The sequence below is a fragment of the Glutamicibacter sp. St.4D3 genome, from assembly GCF_059728615.1.
This window is the reverse complement of record NZ_AP039380.1, coordinates 2956020-2972220: the sequence shown is the minus strand read 5'-3', so window position 1 is coordinate 2972220 and position 16201 is coordinate 2956020. Positions and strand designations below refer to the sequence as shown.

Sequence of the window (16201 nt, the reverse complement as noted above, 5' to 3'; positions counted from 1 at the left end):
CGTCTTCACCATTAACCGTCATCACCAACCACACCACCATCACTAGGAGGTCATAGTGGGTGCACTACAAGGCAAGGACATCAAGGGCAGACGCCCGGAAGATGAGAAGCTGCCGCTGGGCCGCAGCTTCGCCTATGGTCTGCAGCATGTGCTGACCATGTACGGCGGGATCATCGCCCCGCCGCTGATCGTTGGCGGGGCCGCCGGCCTGAGCAGCGCCGAAATCGGTGTGCTGGTGGCCAGCTGCCTGTTCATCGGCGGGCTGGCCACCATCCTGCAGACCATTGGCATCCCGTTCTTCGGGGCCCAGCTGCCTCTGGTGCAGGGGGTCTCCTTCGCCTCGGTCGCCACCCTGGTGGCCATCGTCAACGGCGGTGGGGGCATGCCTGCGGTCTTCGGCGCGGTGTTGGTCGCCTCGCTCATCGGGTTCATCATCGCCCCGTTCTTCGCCCGGATCATCCGGTTCTTCCCGCCGGTGGTCACCGGCGTGGTGATCACCATGATCGGGCTGTCGCTGACCCCGGTGGCGGCGAACTGGGCCATGGGCGGGGACGCGAGTGCGCCGGAATACGGCAGCCTGGCCAACATCGGGCTGGCCGCGCTGACCCTGGCCATCGTCCTGCTGCTGTCCAAGATCGGTTCTCCGGGCATCTCCCGGCTCTCGATCCTGCTGGCCATCGTCATCGGCACCATCATCGCGGCACTGACCGGGATGGCGGACTTCTCCAAGGTCGGCGAGGGCGCGTTCTTCGCCTTCCCGCAGCCGCTGGCCTTCGGCTGGCCGGTGTTTGAAATCGGCGGGATCATCTCGATGACCATCGTGGTGCTGGTGACCCTGACCGAAACCACTGCCGACATCCTGGCGGTGGGTGAGATTGCCAAGACCAAGGTGAACTCAAAGCGCATCGCCGACGGGCTGCGCGCGGACATGGCCTCCTCGGTGCTGGCCCCGATCTTCAACACCTTCACCCAGACGGCGTTCGCGCAGAACGTGGGCCTGGTGGCCATCACCGGTGTCACCAGCCGGTTCGTGGTGGCCGCCGGCGGCGGCATCCTGGTGGTCCTGGGCCTGCTGCCGGTGCTGGGCCGGGTGGTGGCCGCGGTGCCGGCACCGGTGTTGGGTGGCGCAGGCATCGTCCTGTTCGGCACGGTGGCCGCCTCGGGCATCCGCACCCTGTCCAGCGTGAAGTATGACGGGCTGAACCTGGTGGTGGTGGCCGCCTCCATCGCGTTTGGCTGCCTGCCCATCGTCAGTCCCGGCATCTACCAGAACTTCCCGGAATGGTTCGCCACCATCTTCGACTCGGGGATCTCCTCGGCCGCACTGATGGCCGTGCTGCTGAACCTGTTGTTCAATGAGATGAAATTCGGGACCCCGGCCAAGGACGCCTCCGTGTTTGCCGCCGCCCCACCGCGCATGGTGCGGGAGGAAGAAGTGTGCGGCCTGCTGGACGGGGACTACTTCGCCTCCGGGAAGCTGGTCGACAAGGACGGGTACGAGGTACCGGTGGTCACCGAGGAGGAACTCCAGCAAATCCAGACCGGGGCGCTGCCGTTGCCGGAGCCGCGCAGGTTCCAGGCCGAGGTCGAGGAACGGTAAGCGGCGCGGGTCCGGCCCGTGAGAACGCCGAGACCCGGACCAAACCCGTGGGCCGGGCGCCTGAGAACAGGCGCCCGGCCCACGGGTCTTAACGGCTGCTGCCGGGTCTACTTCAGGTGATCCACCAGCTGGGCGGCGATCCCGTTGTAGGTCCCCGGGGTCAGCGCCTGCAGACGCTGTTCGGCCTCTGCCGAGAGCCCCAGCTCGCCCACGAATTCCTTCAGGCGGGCGGCGTCCACGCGGTGTCCGCGGGTCAGGTCCTTCAGCCGCTCGTACGGGTTGTCCATGCCCTGGACCCCGGCGATGGCCTCGGCACGCATCACCATCTGGATGGCCTCGGCCAGCACCTCCCAGTTGTGGTCCAGGTCCTCGGCCAGCACGGTCTCGGCAACATCCAGGCGATCCAGGCCCTTGGCGACATTGGAGATGGCCAGCAGCGAGTGTCCCACTCCGGTGCCGATGTTGCGCTGCGAGGAGGAATCGGTCAGGTCGCGCTGCCAGCGGCTGGTGACCAGGGTGGCCGCCAGGGTGTCGAGCACCCCGTTGGAGATCTCCAGGTTCGCCTCGGCGTTCTCGAAGCGTATCGGGTTGACCTTGTGCGGCATGGTGGAGGAGCCGGTGGCCCCGGCCACCGGGATCTGCACGAAGTAGCCGATGGAGATGTAGCTCCAGATGTCGGTGCACAGGTTGTGCAGGATCCGGTTGAAGCGGGCGATGTCCGCGTACAGTTCCGCCTGCCAGTCGTGCGACTCGATCTGGGTGGTCAGCGGGTTCCAGGTCAGGCCCAGGTGTTCGACGAAGGACTTGGACACCTGCTGCCAGTCGGCGCCGGGCACCGAGGCGTAGTGGGCGGCGTAGGTGCCGGTGGCGCCGTTGATCTTGCCCAGGAACTCGGTCTTGGCGATGCGCTGAAGCTGACGGGTCAGGCGCCAGGCCAACACGGCCAGTTCCTTGCCCAGGGTGGTCGGGGTGGCCGGCTGGCCGTGGGTGCGCGAAAGCATCGGCACCTCGCGGGACTCCTCGGCCATCTTGGTCAGCTGGGCGACCAGGTCGCGGGCCGCGGGCAGCCAGACGTTTTCGATCCCGCCCTTGATGCCCACCGCGTAGGAGAGGTTGTTGATGTCTTCGCTGGTGCAGCCAAAGTGCACCAGGGGCTTGAGCTGAGCAATGCCGATGCCCTCCAGACGGTTGGCAATGTAGTACTCCACGGCCTTCACGTCATGCACGGTCACGGCCTCGATCTCGGCCAGTTCCTTGACCGAGTCGGCGTCGAAGTCGGTGACGATCTTGCGCAGCGCGGTCTTCTGCTCATCGCTCAGCGGCGAGGTCCCGGGCAACACCGAATGATCGGTGAGGTGGATCAGCCATTCAATCTCAACATGGACCCGGTCGCGGTTCAGGGCCGCTTCGGAGAGGTAATCGACCAGCGGGGCGACCGCCGAACGGTAGCGGCCGTCGAGAGCACCAAGTGCCAACGGTTCATTTGCAAGGGAAGTGCGCGCATTCTCAGACATGCCCATATTCTTTCATCACTTGTGGCCAAGCACATCTTTTACGGCGCCCCACACCCTCCACAACCCGCGGGATGGGACCGCCCGCAACGGCGGGCAGCACCCATGCTGGGTCAGAACGGGAGGTGAGGCCCGCAGAACTTTCACACTGGAGGTGCACGGCAATGTTCAACGCAACATTGGATTCGGTGGGGGCCGCCCTGGCCGAGGCCCGGGAAGCCGCTGATTTGGCGATCCGGGAATTAACGACAATCCATGCCCTGACATGGCACACCGAGACCGGGCAGGCTTTCATCCGGCGCAGCGGCGAGCTTGCGGCGGAGATCAACCGGCTTTGCGGACACATTACCCAAACCCAGGACGAGCTCCATGCGGCCCGCCGCGAACTTGATGAACTGGAGACCCGGATCCTGCGGCTGCAGCTGGCGGCGTAGCCATGGGCTATGAGATCAATTACAGCGAAAAGGATTACGCGGCCGCCGCACACGGCTGTGCCCGCGCCGCCGAGGCGCTGCACCGGGTGCAGCAGCTGCTGGCCTCCACCCGGGGCAGGATCCTGCTCAGCGCCGCCGAGGCCAGGCTCACTGCGGCCCAGGCCGGACTGGCCCCACCGCTGGTGCATCTGACCCAGCTGGCCGAGCTGGTGCAGCAGGGCACGGTTGCCGCCAACGACGCCCAGGGCAATGCCGGGGAATTGGGGACAAGGGTGAGGCAGGCGATGGACAACGCCCGGGCCGCGGAGCACCGGGTTGTCACCCTGCTGGCGCTGCTGAGTTCACCGCGCACCATCACCGAATTCGTCGGCGAGTGGTGGAGCACCCGGGGCAGCCCGCCGCGGGACAGCACCGAGCGGATGCTGGAACTGCTCGGAGCGCTGCTGCGGGCCCCGCTTGACCCGTTCAATCAACCCGACCCGCACCAGCGCCAAGTGGACGAGTTCCTGGAAGACCTCACCCGCGTCTTGGATGGGAATCAGCAGCTGCCAGTGCAGCCCATCCGGATCCGGCACAGCGAAGCATTGCCTCCCCTGGAATTGGACGGGGGCCTGGAGGGCTACTACCGGCTGCAGGCCGAGGTGCTGCGCCAGGAGTCACGGATCCTCGTCGGCAAGACCTTGCAGGATGGTGAGGAGACCTTCGTGGTGATCCTTCCGGGCACCCACGGCGAGCTTGGGGAGCAGAACCCTTTTGACGCCCGGGGAATCCTGGATTCGCTGGGCCAGGATTCCGGGAACTATATTCCTCCGGTCCTGCAGGCGCTGCGGCAAAGCGGTGCACGGGAGGGCAGCCGGATCATCTTCAGCGGCCACTCCCAGGGCGGGGTGCACGCGGTGAACCTTGCCAAGAACCCGCTGATTGGCCAGAAGTTCAAAGTCCAAGCGGTGCTCACCCTCGGAGCGCCAATCGGCAACGTGCAGTTGCCGCAGCAGATTATGGCCCTGCACGTGGAGGACGCCTCCGACCCGGTCCCCGGGCTGGACGGGCGCGCCAACCGGCGCCGGCCCCGGCAGCTGACGGTGACCTTTCGTGGGCCGGAGAACCCCGGGGCGTTGCCCAAGGGCACCTTCGGGCCCGGGCATACACTGCAAAACTACGGGAATCATTTGCGGCAGCTACAGCGGCAACCGGCCCGGGATCTATCCCCGGTGCTGCGCGGATTGCGCTTTGAACCGGGCCCGATGCAGCTGCGCGGGTTCACCTTGCGACGCATCCCACCGGAACGTCCCAAGACGCCCACTGGTAGGGACGAGAATTACCGCAAACTCGGGCAGATCGCCCCACCGCATTAGGGCCGCTGGCTACCGTTCAATCAGGGCGAAACGCCCCAGGATCGCCGAGACGATGGAGACGATGATCGTGCCCCAAATCGCGTCCCACCAGAAGGCGTTGACGCTGAGCCCCACTGGTAGGAACTGGGTCAGCCAGGCGGTGAGCATTAACATGCCGGCGTTGATGATGATCGTGAAGATCCCCAGCGTCAAGCAGGTCAGCGGCAGCGACAGGAAGGCGATCACCGGGCGGATCAGCGCATTAACCAGCCCGAAGACCAGCGCGACAACCAGGTAGGCGATGACCCGCGAGAACGTGGTGTCCTCGGCGGGAATGACGTTGATGCCCGGAACCACCCAGACGGCGGCGGCCAAGGCCAAGGCGTTGACGATGACTCGTAGCAGGAAGCTCATGGCACTAGCTTTTCACATTCACCGGGGTATGAGCTGGAAAAACACCATGCCCGCTGGGGCTGCGCACCGATAAGCTGGCTTCATGAGTGAGAACCCCGTAACCCATGATCCGGTGCAGCCCCGTCCCGTGGTTGCCCGGTTGCCGAAATATGCCGCAGGGAAGCCGCCGGTGCAGGTGCCGGGGCTGACCCCCTACAAGTTGGCCTCAAACGAGAACCCCTTCGGGCCCTTGGAGGAGGTTCGCCAAGCCATTGCCGCCGAGGCCTTCATCAACCGCTACCCGGACACCGCCTCCACCGAGCTGTGCTCCCAGCTGGCCCCGATGCTGGGCGTGCCGGCCGAGGACATCGTCACCGGCGCCGGATCGCTCGGTGCCCTGACCCAGATCCTGGCCACCTTCGCCGGCGCCAACGAGGACGGAATCCAAGATGAGGTGATCTTCGCCTGGCGTTCCTTTGAGGCCTACCCCATCGTGGTGCAGACCGCCGGAGCACTTCCGGTCCCGGTGCCGCTGCTGGAGGACGGCCGCCACGATCTGCAGGCCATGGCCGAGGCCATCAACGAGAACACCTCGGTGATCCTGCTGTGCACCCCGAATAACCCGACTGGTCCGATCCTGACGCAGCGGGAAGTCGATGACTTCATTGCCCGGGTTCCGAAGAATGTGCTGATTGTCCTGGACGAGGCCTACACCGAGTTCGTGCGCGACTCGCAGGCGGTGGACGGGGTGAAGACCTACCAGCAGCACCGCAACGTAGTGGTGCTGCGCACCTTCTCCAAGGCCCATGGCCTGGCGAACCTGCGCGTCGGCTACTCGATCTCGCAACCCGAAATCACCAACTACATCCGTCTGGTCGCTACCCCGTTTGCGGTTTCCAGCGTGGCCCAGCAGGCGGCGATTGCCTCGCTGAAGCGCCTGGACCAGGTGATGGCCCGGGTGGACTCGCTGGTGGAGGAACGCGAACGGGTTGTGGCCGGGCTCAAGGAGCTGGACTGGAAGATCCCGGTGACCGAGGCGAACTTCGTCTGGCTGCCGCTGGGGGAGCAGACGATGCAGTTCGTGGCGCTGGCCGAGGAACGCGCGCTCTCGGTGCGCGGCTTCGCCGGTGAAGGGGTGCGGGTTTCGATTGGCGAGGTCGAGGCCAACGACCGCTTCCTGGAACTATGCCGGGAGAATGCGGGATTGCTAACCCCGTAGAACCGCGCCAAATCTCGCAATTGGCACGGCGGTGCCGCTAGGCTTGATCCCAGGACAAGCCGTATATGTCTCATGCGGAATGTATTCCGCATGAGGCATATTTGATTGAAGGGAAACGCATGCCCTCTAGTGCAGCCGAGGCATCGGATCAGGAGTTCATCCAGTTACTGACTCCGGACGGCAAACGGCACTCCCATGAGTTCTACGATGCCTACCTGCAGGATGTGGACGAGCAAATGCTGCGGGACTTCTACCGCGACATGGCCCTCACCCGCCGCTTCGATGCGGAGGCCACCGCCCTGCAGCGCCAGGGGCAGCTGTGCCTCTGGGTTCCGCTGCGCGGGCAGGAGGCGGCGCAGATCGCCTCGGGCCGGGCCACCCGCCCGGGGGACTACATCTTCCCCACCTACCGCGAACACGGGGTGGCGCTGACCCGCAACGTCGACTTCTCCGAAATGCTGCGCCTCTTCCGCGGCATCTCCGGAGGGGGCTGGGATCCGCGGGAGAACAACTTCCACATGTACACCATGGTGCTCGCCGCCCAGCTGCCGCACGCCACCGGATACGGCATGGCGGTGAATCTGGAACAGCACGACTGGGATGAGCAGCGCCGCGCCACCGAGGGCGAGGCCGTGATGGCCTACTTCGGTGACGGGTCCTCCACGGAGGGTGAGACCCACGAATCCATGGTCTTCGCCGCCAGCTTCAACGCCCCGGTGGTCTTCTTCTGCCAGAACAACCAGTGGGCCATCTCCGTGCCGTTCGAGGTCCAGTCTAAGGTGCCGCTGGTGCAGCGCGCCGCCGGCTATGGGATGCCGGGCCTGCAGGTGGACGGCAACGACGTGCTGGCAGTGCTGGCCGCCACCCGCTGGGCGCTGGAGCACGCGCGCAGCGGCAAGGGCCCGGTGCTCATCGAGGCGATCACCTACCGCCTGGGCGCGCACACCACCGCCGATGATCCGACCAAGTACCGCCAGAGCGCGGAGGAGCAGTCCTGGGACCCCAAGGACCCGCTGGTCCGCCTGGAAACCTACCTGCGCGAGCAGGGGCTGGTGGATGACGAGTTCTTCGAGCAGCTGGCCCGCGACGGCGATGAGATGGCCGCCCGGGTGCGCAAGGACGCCATGGCCTTCCCGGTCCCGTCCCTGGCCGAGGTCTTCGAGCACGTCTACGCCGAGGCGCACCCGCTGGTGAAGGAAGAACTGCAATGGCACCTGGAGTACGAAGCAGGTTTCGCCGACCAGGCCGGAAACGAGGGCAAGTAACCGTGAGCACCACCATGACCCTGGCCAAGGCGATCACCGCCGGGCTGGACAAGATCCTTGAAAACGATGACCACGCCGTGTTGATCGGTGAGGACATCGGCAAACTCGGCGGCGTCTACCGCATCACCGAGGGACTGCAGGGCAAGTACGGGGCCCACCGGGTGATCGACTCGCCGCTGGGCGAGGCGGGCATCGTGGGCGCCAGCGTGGGCATGGCCCTGCGCGGGCACACCCCGCTGGCCGAAATCCAGTTCGACGGCTTCGTATTCCCGGCCTTCAGCCAGATCACCACCCAGCTGGCCAAGATGCGCACCCGCTCCGAGGGGCGGATCAACATGCCGGTGGTCATCCGCATCCCCTACGGCGGCGGCATCGGCTCCATTGAACACCACTCCGAATCCCCGGAGGCCCTGTTCGTGCACACCGCCGGGCTGCGGGTCATCACCCCCTCCAACGCGCACGACGCCTACTGGATGATCCAGCAGGCCGCCGCCTGCCAGGACCCGGTGATCTACCTGGAACCCAAGCGCCGCTACTGGCTCAAGGGCGAGGTGGACACCGAAACCCCGACCTTGGACGCCTTCAAGGCCCAGGTGGTGCGCCCCGGCGAGGACGCAACCATTGTCGCCTACGGTCCGCTGGTGCCGGTCGCGCTGGCCGCCGCCGAGGCGGCCCGGGAGGACGGGCGTTCGGTCGAGGTCATCGACCTGCGTTCACTCTCACCCATTGACTTTGACACCATCACCGAATCGGTGCAGAAGACCGGACGGCTGATCGTCACCCATGAGGCGCCGACCTTCGGCGGGCTGGGCGGGGAAATCGCCGCGCGCATCACCGAACGGGCGTTCTTGTACCTGGAGGCCCCGGTGCTGCGGGTGGGCGGGTTCCACATGCCCTACCCGATCTCAAAGGTGGAATCCCAGTACCTGCCCGACATCGACAAGCTGCTCGAAGCGCTCGACCGCTCCTTCGCATACTAGAAACGGTCCAAGGAGAAAATCATGACTACCTTCAACCTGCCCGATGTGGGCGAGGGACTGACCGAAGCCGACATTGCCGCCTGGAAGGTCGCGGTGGGGGACACCGTGGAGGTCAACCAGGTCTTCGTTGAGATCGAAACCGCCAAGTCGCTGGTGGAGCTGCCCAGCCCCTATGCCGGGGTGGTGACCGACCTGCACGCGGCCGAGGGGGAAACCCTGGCCGTGGACTCCCCGCTGATCACCATCGACGAGGAGGGGAACAAACCGGCCCCCACCGGAACTCCGGAACCGGCCGAGGCCCTGGCCACCGCCGCCCCGGTGGCCAGCGAGGAACCCGGCCCGCTGGTCGGCTCCGGCCCCACCGCGGACGCCTCGCACCGCCGCCAGCGGGTGAACCGCCCGGCGCCCAGCGAGTCGGGCAAGCGCACCGCCGCGGTGCGCGCCGAAAGCGCCCCGGCCGCCCTGGCCGACCAGATTTCGCGCCGCGCCCAGGGCCTGGGGGCGGCAGTCGCCCGGGAAGTGGACAAGCGCAAGCCGGCGGTCGCCAACTTCATGGACCGGGTGCTGGCCAAGCCGCCGGTGCGGCGCCTGGCCAAGGAACTGAACATTGACCTGCAGGACGTGGTCGGCACCGGAACCCAGGGGGAAATCACCCGGGAGGACGTCAACAGCTACAACGCCCAGCGCGCGGCCGAACGCGACGCGGCACCACTGTACTGGCAGAAGGGCGCCAGCCAGGAAACCCGCATCGAGCGCATCACCGTGCGCGGGGTGCGCAAGGCCACGGCCAAGGCCATGGTCGACTCGGCGTTCACCGCCCCGCACGTGTCCATCTTCGTGGACGTGGACGCCAGCCGGACCATGGAATACATTGCCCGGCTGAAGAAGTCCCGCGACTTCGAGGGCATCAAGGTCTCCCCGCTGCTGGTGCTGGCCCGCGCGGTGATCTGGGCGGCGGCCCGCAACCCCTCGGTCAACGCCAGCTGGGTGGAGACCGAGAACGGCGCGGAGATCCACCAGAAGCACTTCCTGAACCTGGGCATCGCCGCCGCCACCCCGCGCGGGCTGTTGGTGCCGAACATCAAGGACGCGCAGAACCTGTCCATGCGGGAGCTGGCGATCGCGCTGAACGAGCTGGCCACCACCGCCCGGGCCGGGAAGACCGCCCCGGAGGACATGCGCAACGGCACCTTGAGCATCACGAACATTGGCGTGCTGGGCATCGATACCGGCACCCCGATCATCAACCCCGGTGAGGTGGCGATCGTCGCCTTCGGCACGATCCGCCAGAAGCCGTGGGTCGTGGACGGGGAAGTGGTGCCGCGCTGGATCACCACCCTGGGCGGCTCCTTCGACCACCGCGTGGTGGACGGGGACCTCTCGGCCCGGTTCATGGCCGACGTCGCGGCCATCATGGAGGAACCGGCGCTGCTGCTGGACTGATCCGGCGCTCTCTGGAGGCCAGGCCGGCACCCGTCCACCGCTGCCGGGGGACGGGTGCCGGGCGAACCTGCCAATTGCCGCAACACCGGTGACCTGCCGGTGGGATCCTGCCACGCTGGGCAGATGACACCACCACAAGTATCACCGGGCACCGTGGTCGCCTTCACCGATGTGATGTGCGGCTGGTCCACCCTTGCCTTCCACCGTTTCTACCAGGCCCGTGAAGCGGCGGGCCTGGAAGACCAGCTGACGCTGGACCCCCAGCTGTTCCTGCTGGAGGACGTGAACCGGATGGCCCTGAACACCAAGATCATTGAAGGGGAAAAGCCGGTTGTCGGCGCGCTGGCCGAGGAACTCGGGTTCAAGCCCTGGCAGCGGGACCCCTCCGAATACCCGGTCACCAGCCTGCCGGCCAATGAGGCGGTCCACGCGGCGAAGGAACAGTCCGCCCGGGCCGCCGAACAGCTGGACATGGCGCTGCGCCTGGGGTTCTGGCGCGACAGCCGGTGCATCAGCATGCGCCACGAAATCCTGGACATTGCCAAGGACTGCGACCGGGTCGATGTGAACCGGCTGCGCGAGGCACTGGATACCGGCCGGGCCCGGGCAGCGATGATGCGCACCTACCTGGACTGCCGCGAAGACGTACAGGGAAGCCCGCACTTTTTCCTGCCCGATGGCAGCAGCAGCCACAACCCCGGCATCACGATGCGCCAGGTTGGCCAGCCCGGTGCCGGGTTCCTTGTGGTCGATGAGGACGACCCCGAGGTGTACGCCCAGCTGGTGCGCCGCGCCGTGCGGCAGTAGCCGGCCCCGACCCTGGCCCCTGGCCATGCCGCCGGGGCCGGGAGGGAGCCGGCCTAGTCTCGCTGGGGCTCCGGGTTCTGCGGGGGCCGCAGCCCCAGCACCTCGGGCAGCGGCTGGGGCTCGTGCTCCAGCACATGTTCGGCCAGGTAGCCGATCACCACCTGGTACCAGAGCTTGGCGTGCTGCGGGGAGAGGATCCAGTGGTTCTCCTGCGGGAAGTACAGGAAGCGGTGGGCGGTCGAACCGTCGGCCTGCTGCGGCAGCCCGGATAGGGAGAGCAGCTCGTACCACAGCCGCAGGCCCTCGCCGATGGGCACACGGTAGTCCTTGTCCCCATGGATCACCAGCATCGGGGTGCGGATCTGCTTCACGTACCGGCTGGGCGAGTACTTGGTGACCATTTCCGGCTGCATTTCCCGGGCCCAGTAGAACGCCGCATCGGTGGTCGGGCCGAACCCGTCCAAGTCCCACAGGCTCGCATGGGTGACGATGGCCTTGAAACGCCGGGTCTGCCCGGCGATCCAGTTGGCCATGTAGCCGCCGAAGCTGCCGCCCATCGCCGCGGTGCGGCTGGCGTCGATCTCCGGGCGCTGTTCCGCGGCGTCGGTGATTGCCATCAGATCCGTGTAGGGATGCTCGCCCCACATGCCCCAGCCGCGGGCAATGAACTCCTGCCCGTACCCGGTGGACAGCCCCGGATCCGGCAACAGCACCGCATAGCCCTGCGCCACCAGCAGCCACGGGTTCCAGCGCCAGCTCCAGCTGTTCCAGGAGGAGAGCGGCCCGCCGTGCACCCACAACAGCAGCGGCGCCGGATTTTGCGCTCCGGCCTCATGCGGCACCGCAAGCCAGGCGCGAATGCTGGTTCCGTCCGCGGCGGTGGTGTCCACCTCCTGCAGGGTGCCGGGCAGCTGCGGACGCTGCACCGGGGAATCCAGCTCCTGCAGCTGCACCTGCTCGCCCTCCTCCAGCGCCGAGATGTGCGCCAGGTCCAGCTTCACCGGTTCGGCCGGGTACTCGTAGCTGGCACGCAGCGCGTAGGCGGAACGTGAATCCGGGGAGATCGCCACGTCGCTGTAGGCGCCCTCGGTGGTCAGCCGGGTGACCTTGTCCGATTCCAGGGCCAGGTGGAACACCGGGGCGCGGCCGGTGTCATCGGCGGTGAGCAGCACCCCGGTGCCGTTGGGCAGCCAGGTGATGGAGCTGGCCCAGCGGTCCCAGCCGACGGCGACCTGGTGGGATTCGCCGCTGTCCAGGTTCATCAGCCACAGTGTGGGGTGCACCGGGCGCTGCGGGGTGGAGCGTTCGGCGCGGGTGTAGATCAGCTGGGAGGAGTCCGGGCTGATCCTGCCCATCTCGTATTCGTAGCGTTCATCCGGGCTCAGCAGCAGCTCCCGCTGCCCGGTCTCCAGGTCGATGCGCATGATGCCGGTGTGGATGCTTCCCCGGCCTTCGGGCAGGCTCCAGTCGGTGAGCAGGAACTGGCCGTTGGGGGCCACGTCCATCCCGGCCTCCAGCAGGTGCCCGCCGGCCCCGGGGGTGATGTTGTGCAGTTCAGCCGGTGTGGCGGGGTCCTGGCTGACCGACGCGGTGTAGTAGTTGGGCCGCTGGGGACCCAAATCGGTGTCCCAGTAGCGCACCGGGTAGCCGGTGTGCAGGATCGCATCAACCTTCTTGTCCTTGCGCAGCTCGCGCAGCGCCTTTTCCTCCTCGATGTCCCGGGCCCCGGGCAACGAGTGCGCGGTGATCACCAGGTTCTCGCGGCGTCCGGCCGGGGCGTGGGGCAGCGTGGTGAACGTGTCGATCCCGGCCGGGTGCTCGGCCAGTAGCTGGGCTTCTCCGCCGTTGCGGGGCAGCAGCCACACCCCGGCGGTCGCGTCCTCCTTCTCCGAACGCTTGGCCACGAACAAAAGGTCGCCCGCGGCGTTGAAGCGGGGCTGGGATTCGCCCTGCTCCCCGTGGGTGAGACGGCGCGCCGGCTGCCGGCCGGCCGGGTCCAGCTCCCACAACGAGTTCAGGTACTTGGTGCCTTCCTCGTTCAGTGCGGCCACCGTGGTGATCAGCCGGCTGCCGTCGGGGGAGAGGCGCAGCCCGTTCAGGCGCTGCAGTGCGATATACGAATCCAGATTATGAAATGAATGCTTAGAGTGTTCCACCTCACATATCATTCCACCGAATACGCCTAGGCACTAGTCCACGCGGCAAAGAGACCAGCTTTCCGGCTTCGTTACCCCTGGCTTGACTCATAACGATTCCGCACCGATTCATGGAGTTCGCGCGGAATCCGGTCCCGGGGTCTTGGAACTGCGCCGGGGCTCGGGCAAGGTGGATCCAGGAGGCGATTTTCATGAATCCGAGAAAGACCCCCGCCCTATACCTTGGTGGCGCCGCGGCCGCCATGTTCCTGCTGGCCGCCTGCAACACCACCCCGGCCGACCCGGGCCCCTCGCCCACCTCGGCCCCGGCCACCGCATCCCCCACCACCTCGGCACCGCCGAGCAGCGCATCCCCGTCCAGTGAACCAACCCAGACCCAGACCAGCCCGACCCCGCAGCCCAGCGAAACCCAGACGTCGCAGTGGCAGGAGTTTTCCACCCAGGGCCTGAGCTTCAAGCATCCGAAGGACTGGAGCGTCGTTCCCGATGACTGCGAGCACTGCGACCCGAACGAGGATCCGATGGACAACCCGTTCACCGAGTGGAAGGTCAAGAACGAGAAGGGCCGAACCCTGATCGAGTTCAAGGCCAACTCCGCGGAGGACACCGACGGAGACGTGGGCACGTACCAGCGCACCAAGATTGAACAGGAGGCGTTGCCGGCCAAGCTCAGCAAACCGGCCAGCCTCTATGCCGAGCACTACGTGAGCACCGAATCCGACGGGGATACCGAGGAGAAATTCCTGGTCATGCTCATCAACGATGAGATGATCGCCGAACGCGGGCAGCAGCCGGCACTGTCCTACTTCAGTCCCAAGAAGGACCTGTATTCGGTCATGGAATCCACCGGCGACCTGCCCGAACTGCTGGGCTTTGACGAGGACCACGTCACCGTGGACCAGGCCCGCCAGATCGTGCAGAGCCCCGAATACCAGACGGTGCGGCAGATCATGCTCAGCCTGCGTCCGGCCTAGGCCGTGCACGCCTGCAGCCGGCGCCCGAAGGCAGGATCCCTTCGGGCGCCGACTGGCCGCGGGACCGGTGCACCATGCCGGGTTACGGCCCGCAGCCCCTAGACGACGTCGGGCTGGGCCGCGCCGCCCTCACCTTCCCAGGTGCGAATCGAATGGGCCTTGCGGGAGTTGAACTTCAGGCGCACACCATGGCCGAACTCCTCGTCCTCGGGCAGGAAGACGGCGCCCAGGCCCTCCAGTGCGGCGCGCAGCTTCTCCTGCTGGTCGGCGTCCAGCTCCACGCGCCCGGCCTCGAAGTCACGCAACAGGGCCAGATCGAACCCGGACTTTTGGCTCAGATAGTCCGGGGTTACCTGCACCAGGACCCGGGCAGCCCGGGCCTGGCCTGGACGGATAATGGGATTAAAGAGCGTCATGGCCCCAGCATCCCAAGCGGGCGGGTGAAAGTGAAGGGCTTGGCCCACTCTCCCAGAATCACCGGCTCATCCGTGGTGCCGCAACAACGCCGAAGGGGCCCGGACCCGCAGCGCACTGCGGATTCGGGCCCCTTGGGAGGGTCAAGGGCCGCTCCAGCCTAGAGGCGGCTGTGTTCGGCCTCGTCTTCCTGCACCCGGCGTTCGGCCGCCAGGCGGGCGGCGGCGATCTCGTTGATCCGGTCACGGCACAGGAACCAGCCGATCACCAGCAGCGGGATGATGATCGCCAGCGAGGCGATCGTCCAGGTGCCCACCGGGTTGTCGAACGCCATCATCACCAGCACCAGGGCCAGGAAGACCAGCGTCACCCACCCGGAGACCGGCGCCAGCGGCATCCGGAAGGACGGGCGCTGCAGTTGGCCGGCGCGGGCCTTCTTCACCAGCGCCATCTGGCACAGCACGATCATCGCCCACGCGGAGATGATGCCGATCGCGGCGAAGTTCAGCACGATCTCAAACGCCTTGGCCGGCACGATCGCGTTCAGCAGCACACCGAACACGGCGATCACCGCGGTGATCACGATGCCGCCGTAGGGCACCCCGGCCTTGTTCATCCGCCCCGCAAAGCGCGGGGCCGAGCCGTTCAGCGACATCGAGCGCAGGATCCGGCCGGTGGAGTACAACCCGGCATTCAACGAGGACAGCGCCGCGGTGAGCACCACCAGGTTCATCACCACATCCATGCCCTGCACGCCGATCGCGCCGAAGAACGTCACGAACGGGGACTCGCCGTCCTTGTAGGCGGTGTAGGGCAGCAGCAGGGAGAGCAGCACCAGCGAACCGACGTAGAACACCGCGATGCGCACGATGACCGTGTTCACCGCCTTGGGCATCACCTTTTCCGGGTTCTTCGCCTCCCCGGCCGCGGTGCCGATCAGCTCGATCGAGGCGTAGGCGAACACCACGCCCTGCATCAGCACCAGCACCGGCATCAGGCCGCTGGGCAGCAGCCCGCCGTTGTCGCTGATCAACGAGAAGCCGACCTGGTGGCCCTCGATCGGGGTCCCGAAGATCACGAAGTAGCAGCCCACCAGCAGGAACGCGACCAGCGCCACCACCTTGATCAGCGCAAACCAGAACTCCAGCTCACCAAAGACCTTCACCGAGATCAGGTTCATCGACAGCACCAGCAGCAGGGCGGCCAGCGCCCACAGCCACTGCGGCACCGCGCCGATCCAGGGCACGTATTTGCCAAAGAAGTTCATGTACAGCGCCGCGGCGGTGATGTCCACGATCGAGGTCATGCACCAGTTCAGCCAGTACAGCCAGCCGGTGGCGAACGCCGCCTTCTCCCCGTAGAACTCACGGGCGTAGGAGACGAACGAGCCCGAGGAGGGCCGGTGCATCACCAGTTCGCCCAGCGCGCGCAGGATCAGGAAGGCGAAGAAGCCGCAGACCGCATAGCTGATCACGATGCCCGGCCCGGCCTGCGCCAGCCGTCCGCCGGCCCCCATGAACAGTCCGGTGCCGATCGCCCCGCCGATCGCGATCATCTGCATCTGCCGGCCCGAAAGGCCCTTGTGGTAGTCCGCGTCGCCGGCGGTCAGCGAGGCGTCGGGAACGGGGGTGTTCCCAGTGGTGGAATGCTCCATCAGTATCCTTGGGTGGG

Annotated in this window: 14 protein-coding genes; 9 read left to right on the top strand and 5 right to left on the bottom strand. The window is 66.7% G+C overall.

Going from position 1 to position 16201, the window contains the following annotated elements:
• The first annotated feature begins 55 nt into the window (after nucleotides 1–55).
• The gene (locus AC6I21_RS13720; RefSeq protein ID WP_171021176.1) at nucleotides 56–1600 is read left to right on the top strand and encodes a nucleobase:cation symporter-2 family protein; all 1545 of its coding nucleotides are present in this window, start codon (nucleotides 56–58) and stop codon (nucleotides 1598–1600) included.
• Nucleotides 1601–1707: 107 nt separating this feature from the next.
• Here the strand turns inward: AC6I21_RS13720 and purB are convergent, their stop codons facing one another.
• Nucleotides 1708–3114, bottom strand: coding sequence for an adenylosuccinate lyase (gene purB, locus AC6I21_RS13715; protein ID WP_497762621.1), 1407 nt, complete (start codon nucleotides 3112–3114; stop codon nucleotides 1708–1710).
• Between the two features lie 161 nt (nucleotides 3115–3275).
• On the opposite strand from purB, the gene AC6I21_RS13710 reads away from it, so the two are divergent.
• Both AC6I21_RS13710 and AC6I21_RS13705 read left to right on the top strand, forming a co-directional pair.
• Nucleotides 3276–3545, top strand: coding sequence for a hypothetical protein (locus AC6I21_RS13710; RefSeq protein WP_396277366.1), 270 nt, complete (start codon nucleotides 3276–3278; stop codon nucleotides 3543–3545).
• Between the two features lie 2 nt (nucleotides 3546–3547).
• Nucleotides 3548–4900, top strand: a complete 1353-nt coding sequence (locus tag AC6I21_RS13705) for an alpha/beta hydrolase family protein (RefSeq protein WP_497762620.1) — start codon at nucleotides 3548–3550, stop codon at nucleotides 4898–4900.
• Between the two features lie 9 nt (nucleotides 4901–4909).
• On the opposite strand, the gene AC6I21_RS13700 is transcribed toward AC6I21_RS13705, so the two are convergent.
• The gene (locus AC6I21_RS13700) at nucleotides 4910–5293 is read right to left on the bottom strand and encodes a phage holin family protein (protein ID WP_138175687.1); all 384 of its coding nucleotides are present in this window, start codon (nucleotides 5291–5293) and stop codon (nucleotides 4910–4912) included.
• Nucleotides 5294–5375: 82 nt separating this feature from the next.
• Between AC6I21_RS13700 and AC6I21_RS13695 the strand changes: the two genes are divergently transcribed.
• The 5 genes from AC6I21_RS13695 (at nucleotide 5376) to AC6I21_RS13675 (ending at nucleotide 10986) form a co-directional block, all read left to right on the top strand.
• Nucleotides 5376–6491 carry a histidinol-phosphate transaminase gene (locus AC6I21_RS13695; RefSeq protein ID WP_497762619.1) on the top strand — a complete coding sequence of 372 codons (1116 nt, stop codon included), beginning with the start codon at nucleotides 5376–5378 and terminating at the stop codon, nucleotides 6489–6491.
• Nucleotides 6492–6610: 119 nt separating this feature from the next.
• Entirely contained in the window at nucleotides 6611–7756 is a 1146-nt protein-coding gene (gene pdhA, locus AC6I21_RS13690; RefSeq protein ID WP_175419427.1) for a pyruvate dehydrogenase (acetyl-transferring) E1 component subunit alpha, read from the top strand.
• A 14-nt stretch (nucleotides 7757–7770) separates the two neighbouring features.
• Nucleotides 7771–8736, top strand: a complete 966-nt coding sequence (locus tag AC6I21_RS13685) for an alpha-ketoacid dehydrogenase subunit beta (protein WP_138176137.1) — start codon at nucleotides 7771–7773, stop codon at nucleotides 8734–8736.
• Between the two features lie 21 nt (nucleotides 8737–8757).
• Nucleotides 8758–10179 carry a dihydrolipoamide acetyltransferase family protein gene (locus AC6I21_RS13680; protein ID WP_497762618.1) on the top strand — a complete coding sequence of 474 codons (1422 nt, stop codon included), beginning with the start codon at nucleotides 8758–8760 and terminating at the stop codon, nucleotides 10177–10179.
• A 123-nt stretch (nucleotides 10180–10302) separates the two neighbouring features.
• Nucleotides 10303–10986: a DsbA family oxidoreductase gene (locus AC6I21_RS13675; protein WP_497762617.1), complete on the top strand. Its 684-nt coding sequence runs from the start codon at nucleotides 10303–10305 to the stop codon at nucleotides 10984–10986.
• Nucleotides 10987–11039: 53 nt separating this feature from the next.
• Here the strand turns inward: AC6I21_RS13675 and AC6I21_RS13670 are convergent, their stop codons facing one another.
• On the bottom strand, nucleotides 11040–13142 hold the full coding sequence (locus tag AC6I21_RS13670; RefSeq protein WP_497762616.1) for an alpha/beta fold hydrolase: 2103 nt from the start codon (nucleotides 13140–13142) through the stop codon (nucleotides 11040–11042).
• Nucleotides 13143–13333: 191 nt separating this feature from the next.
• On the opposite strand from AC6I21_RS13670, the gene AC6I21_RS13665 reads away from it, so the two are divergent.
• Entirely contained in the window at nucleotides 13334–14116 is a 783-nt protein-coding gene (locus AC6I21_RS13665; RefSeq protein ID WP_497762615.1) for a hypothetical protein, read from the top strand.
• Nucleotides 14117–14214: 98 nt separating this feature from the next.
• On the opposite strand, the gene AC6I21_RS13660 is transcribed toward AC6I21_RS13665, so the two are convergent.
• On the bottom strand, nucleotides 14215–14532 hold the full coding sequence (locus AC6I21_RS13660; protein ID WP_497762614.1) for a helix-turn-helix domain-containing protein: 318 nt from the start codon (nucleotides 14530–14532) through the stop codon (nucleotides 14215–14217).
• Between the two features lie 158 nt (nucleotides 14533–14690).
• The gene (locus AC6I21_RS13655) at nucleotides 14691–16184 is read right to left on the bottom strand and encodes an amino acid permease (RefSeq protein WP_138175701.1); all 1494 of its coding nucleotides are present in this window, start codon (nucleotides 16182–16184) and stop codon (nucleotides 14691–14693) included.
• Nucleotides 16185–16201 lie beyond the last annotated feature (17 nt).

What these genes read in the sequence shown, in the direction of transcription:
- AC6I21_RS13710 (WP_396277366.1), top strand. Translation starts at nt 3,276, where the DNA reads ATGTTCAACGCAACATTGGATTCGGTGGGGGCCGCCCTGGCCGAGGCC.
- AC6I21_RS13700 (WP_138175687.1), bottom strand. Translation starts at nt 5,293, where the DNA reads ATGAGCTTCCTGCTACGAGTCATCGTCAACGCCTTGGCCTTGGCCGCC.
- AC6I21_RS13660 (WP_497762614.1), bottom strand. Translation starts at nt 14,532, where the DNA reads ATGACGCTCTTTAATCCCATTATCCGTCCAGGCCAGGCCCGGGCTGCC.
- AC6I21_RS13705 (WP_497762620.1), top strand. Translation starts at nt 3,548, where the DNA reads ATGGGCTATGAGATCAATTACAGCGAAAAGGATTACGCGGCCGCCGCA.
- AC6I21_RS13680 (WP_497762618.1), top strand. Translation starts at nt 8,758, where the DNA reads ATGACTACCTTCAACCTGCCCGATGTGGGCGAGGGACTGACCGAAGCC.
- purB (WP_497762621.1), bottom strand. Translation starts at nt 3,114, where the DNA reads ATGTCTGAGAATGCGCGCACTTCCCTTGCAAATGAACCGTTGGCACTT.
- AC6I21_RS13685 (WP_138176137.1), top strand. Translation starts at nt 7,771, where the DNA reads ATGACCCTGGCCAAGGCGATCACCGCCGGGCTGGACAAGATCCTTGAA.
- AC6I21_RS13695 (WP_497762619.1), top strand. Translation starts at nt 5,376, where the DNA reads ATGAGTGAGAACCCCGTAACCCATGATCCGGTGCAGCCCCGTCCCGTG.
- AC6I21_RS13655 (WP_138175701.1), bottom strand. Translation starts at nt 16,184, where the DNA reads ATGGAGCATTCCACCACTGGGAACACCCCCGTTCCCGACGCCTCGCTG.
- pdhA (WP_175419427.1), top strand. Translation starts at nt 6,611, where the DNA reads ATGCCCTCTAGTGCAGCCGAGGCATCGGATCAGGAGTTCATCCAGTTA.
- AC6I21_RS13665 (WP_497762615.1), top strand. Translation starts at nt 13,334, where the DNA reads ATGAATCCGAGAAAGACCCCCGCCCTATACCTTGGTGGCGCCGCGGCC.
- AC6I21_RS13675 (WP_497762617.1), top strand. Translation starts at nt 10,303, where the DNA reads ATGACACCACCACAAGTATCACCGGGCACCGTGGTCGCCTTCACCGAT.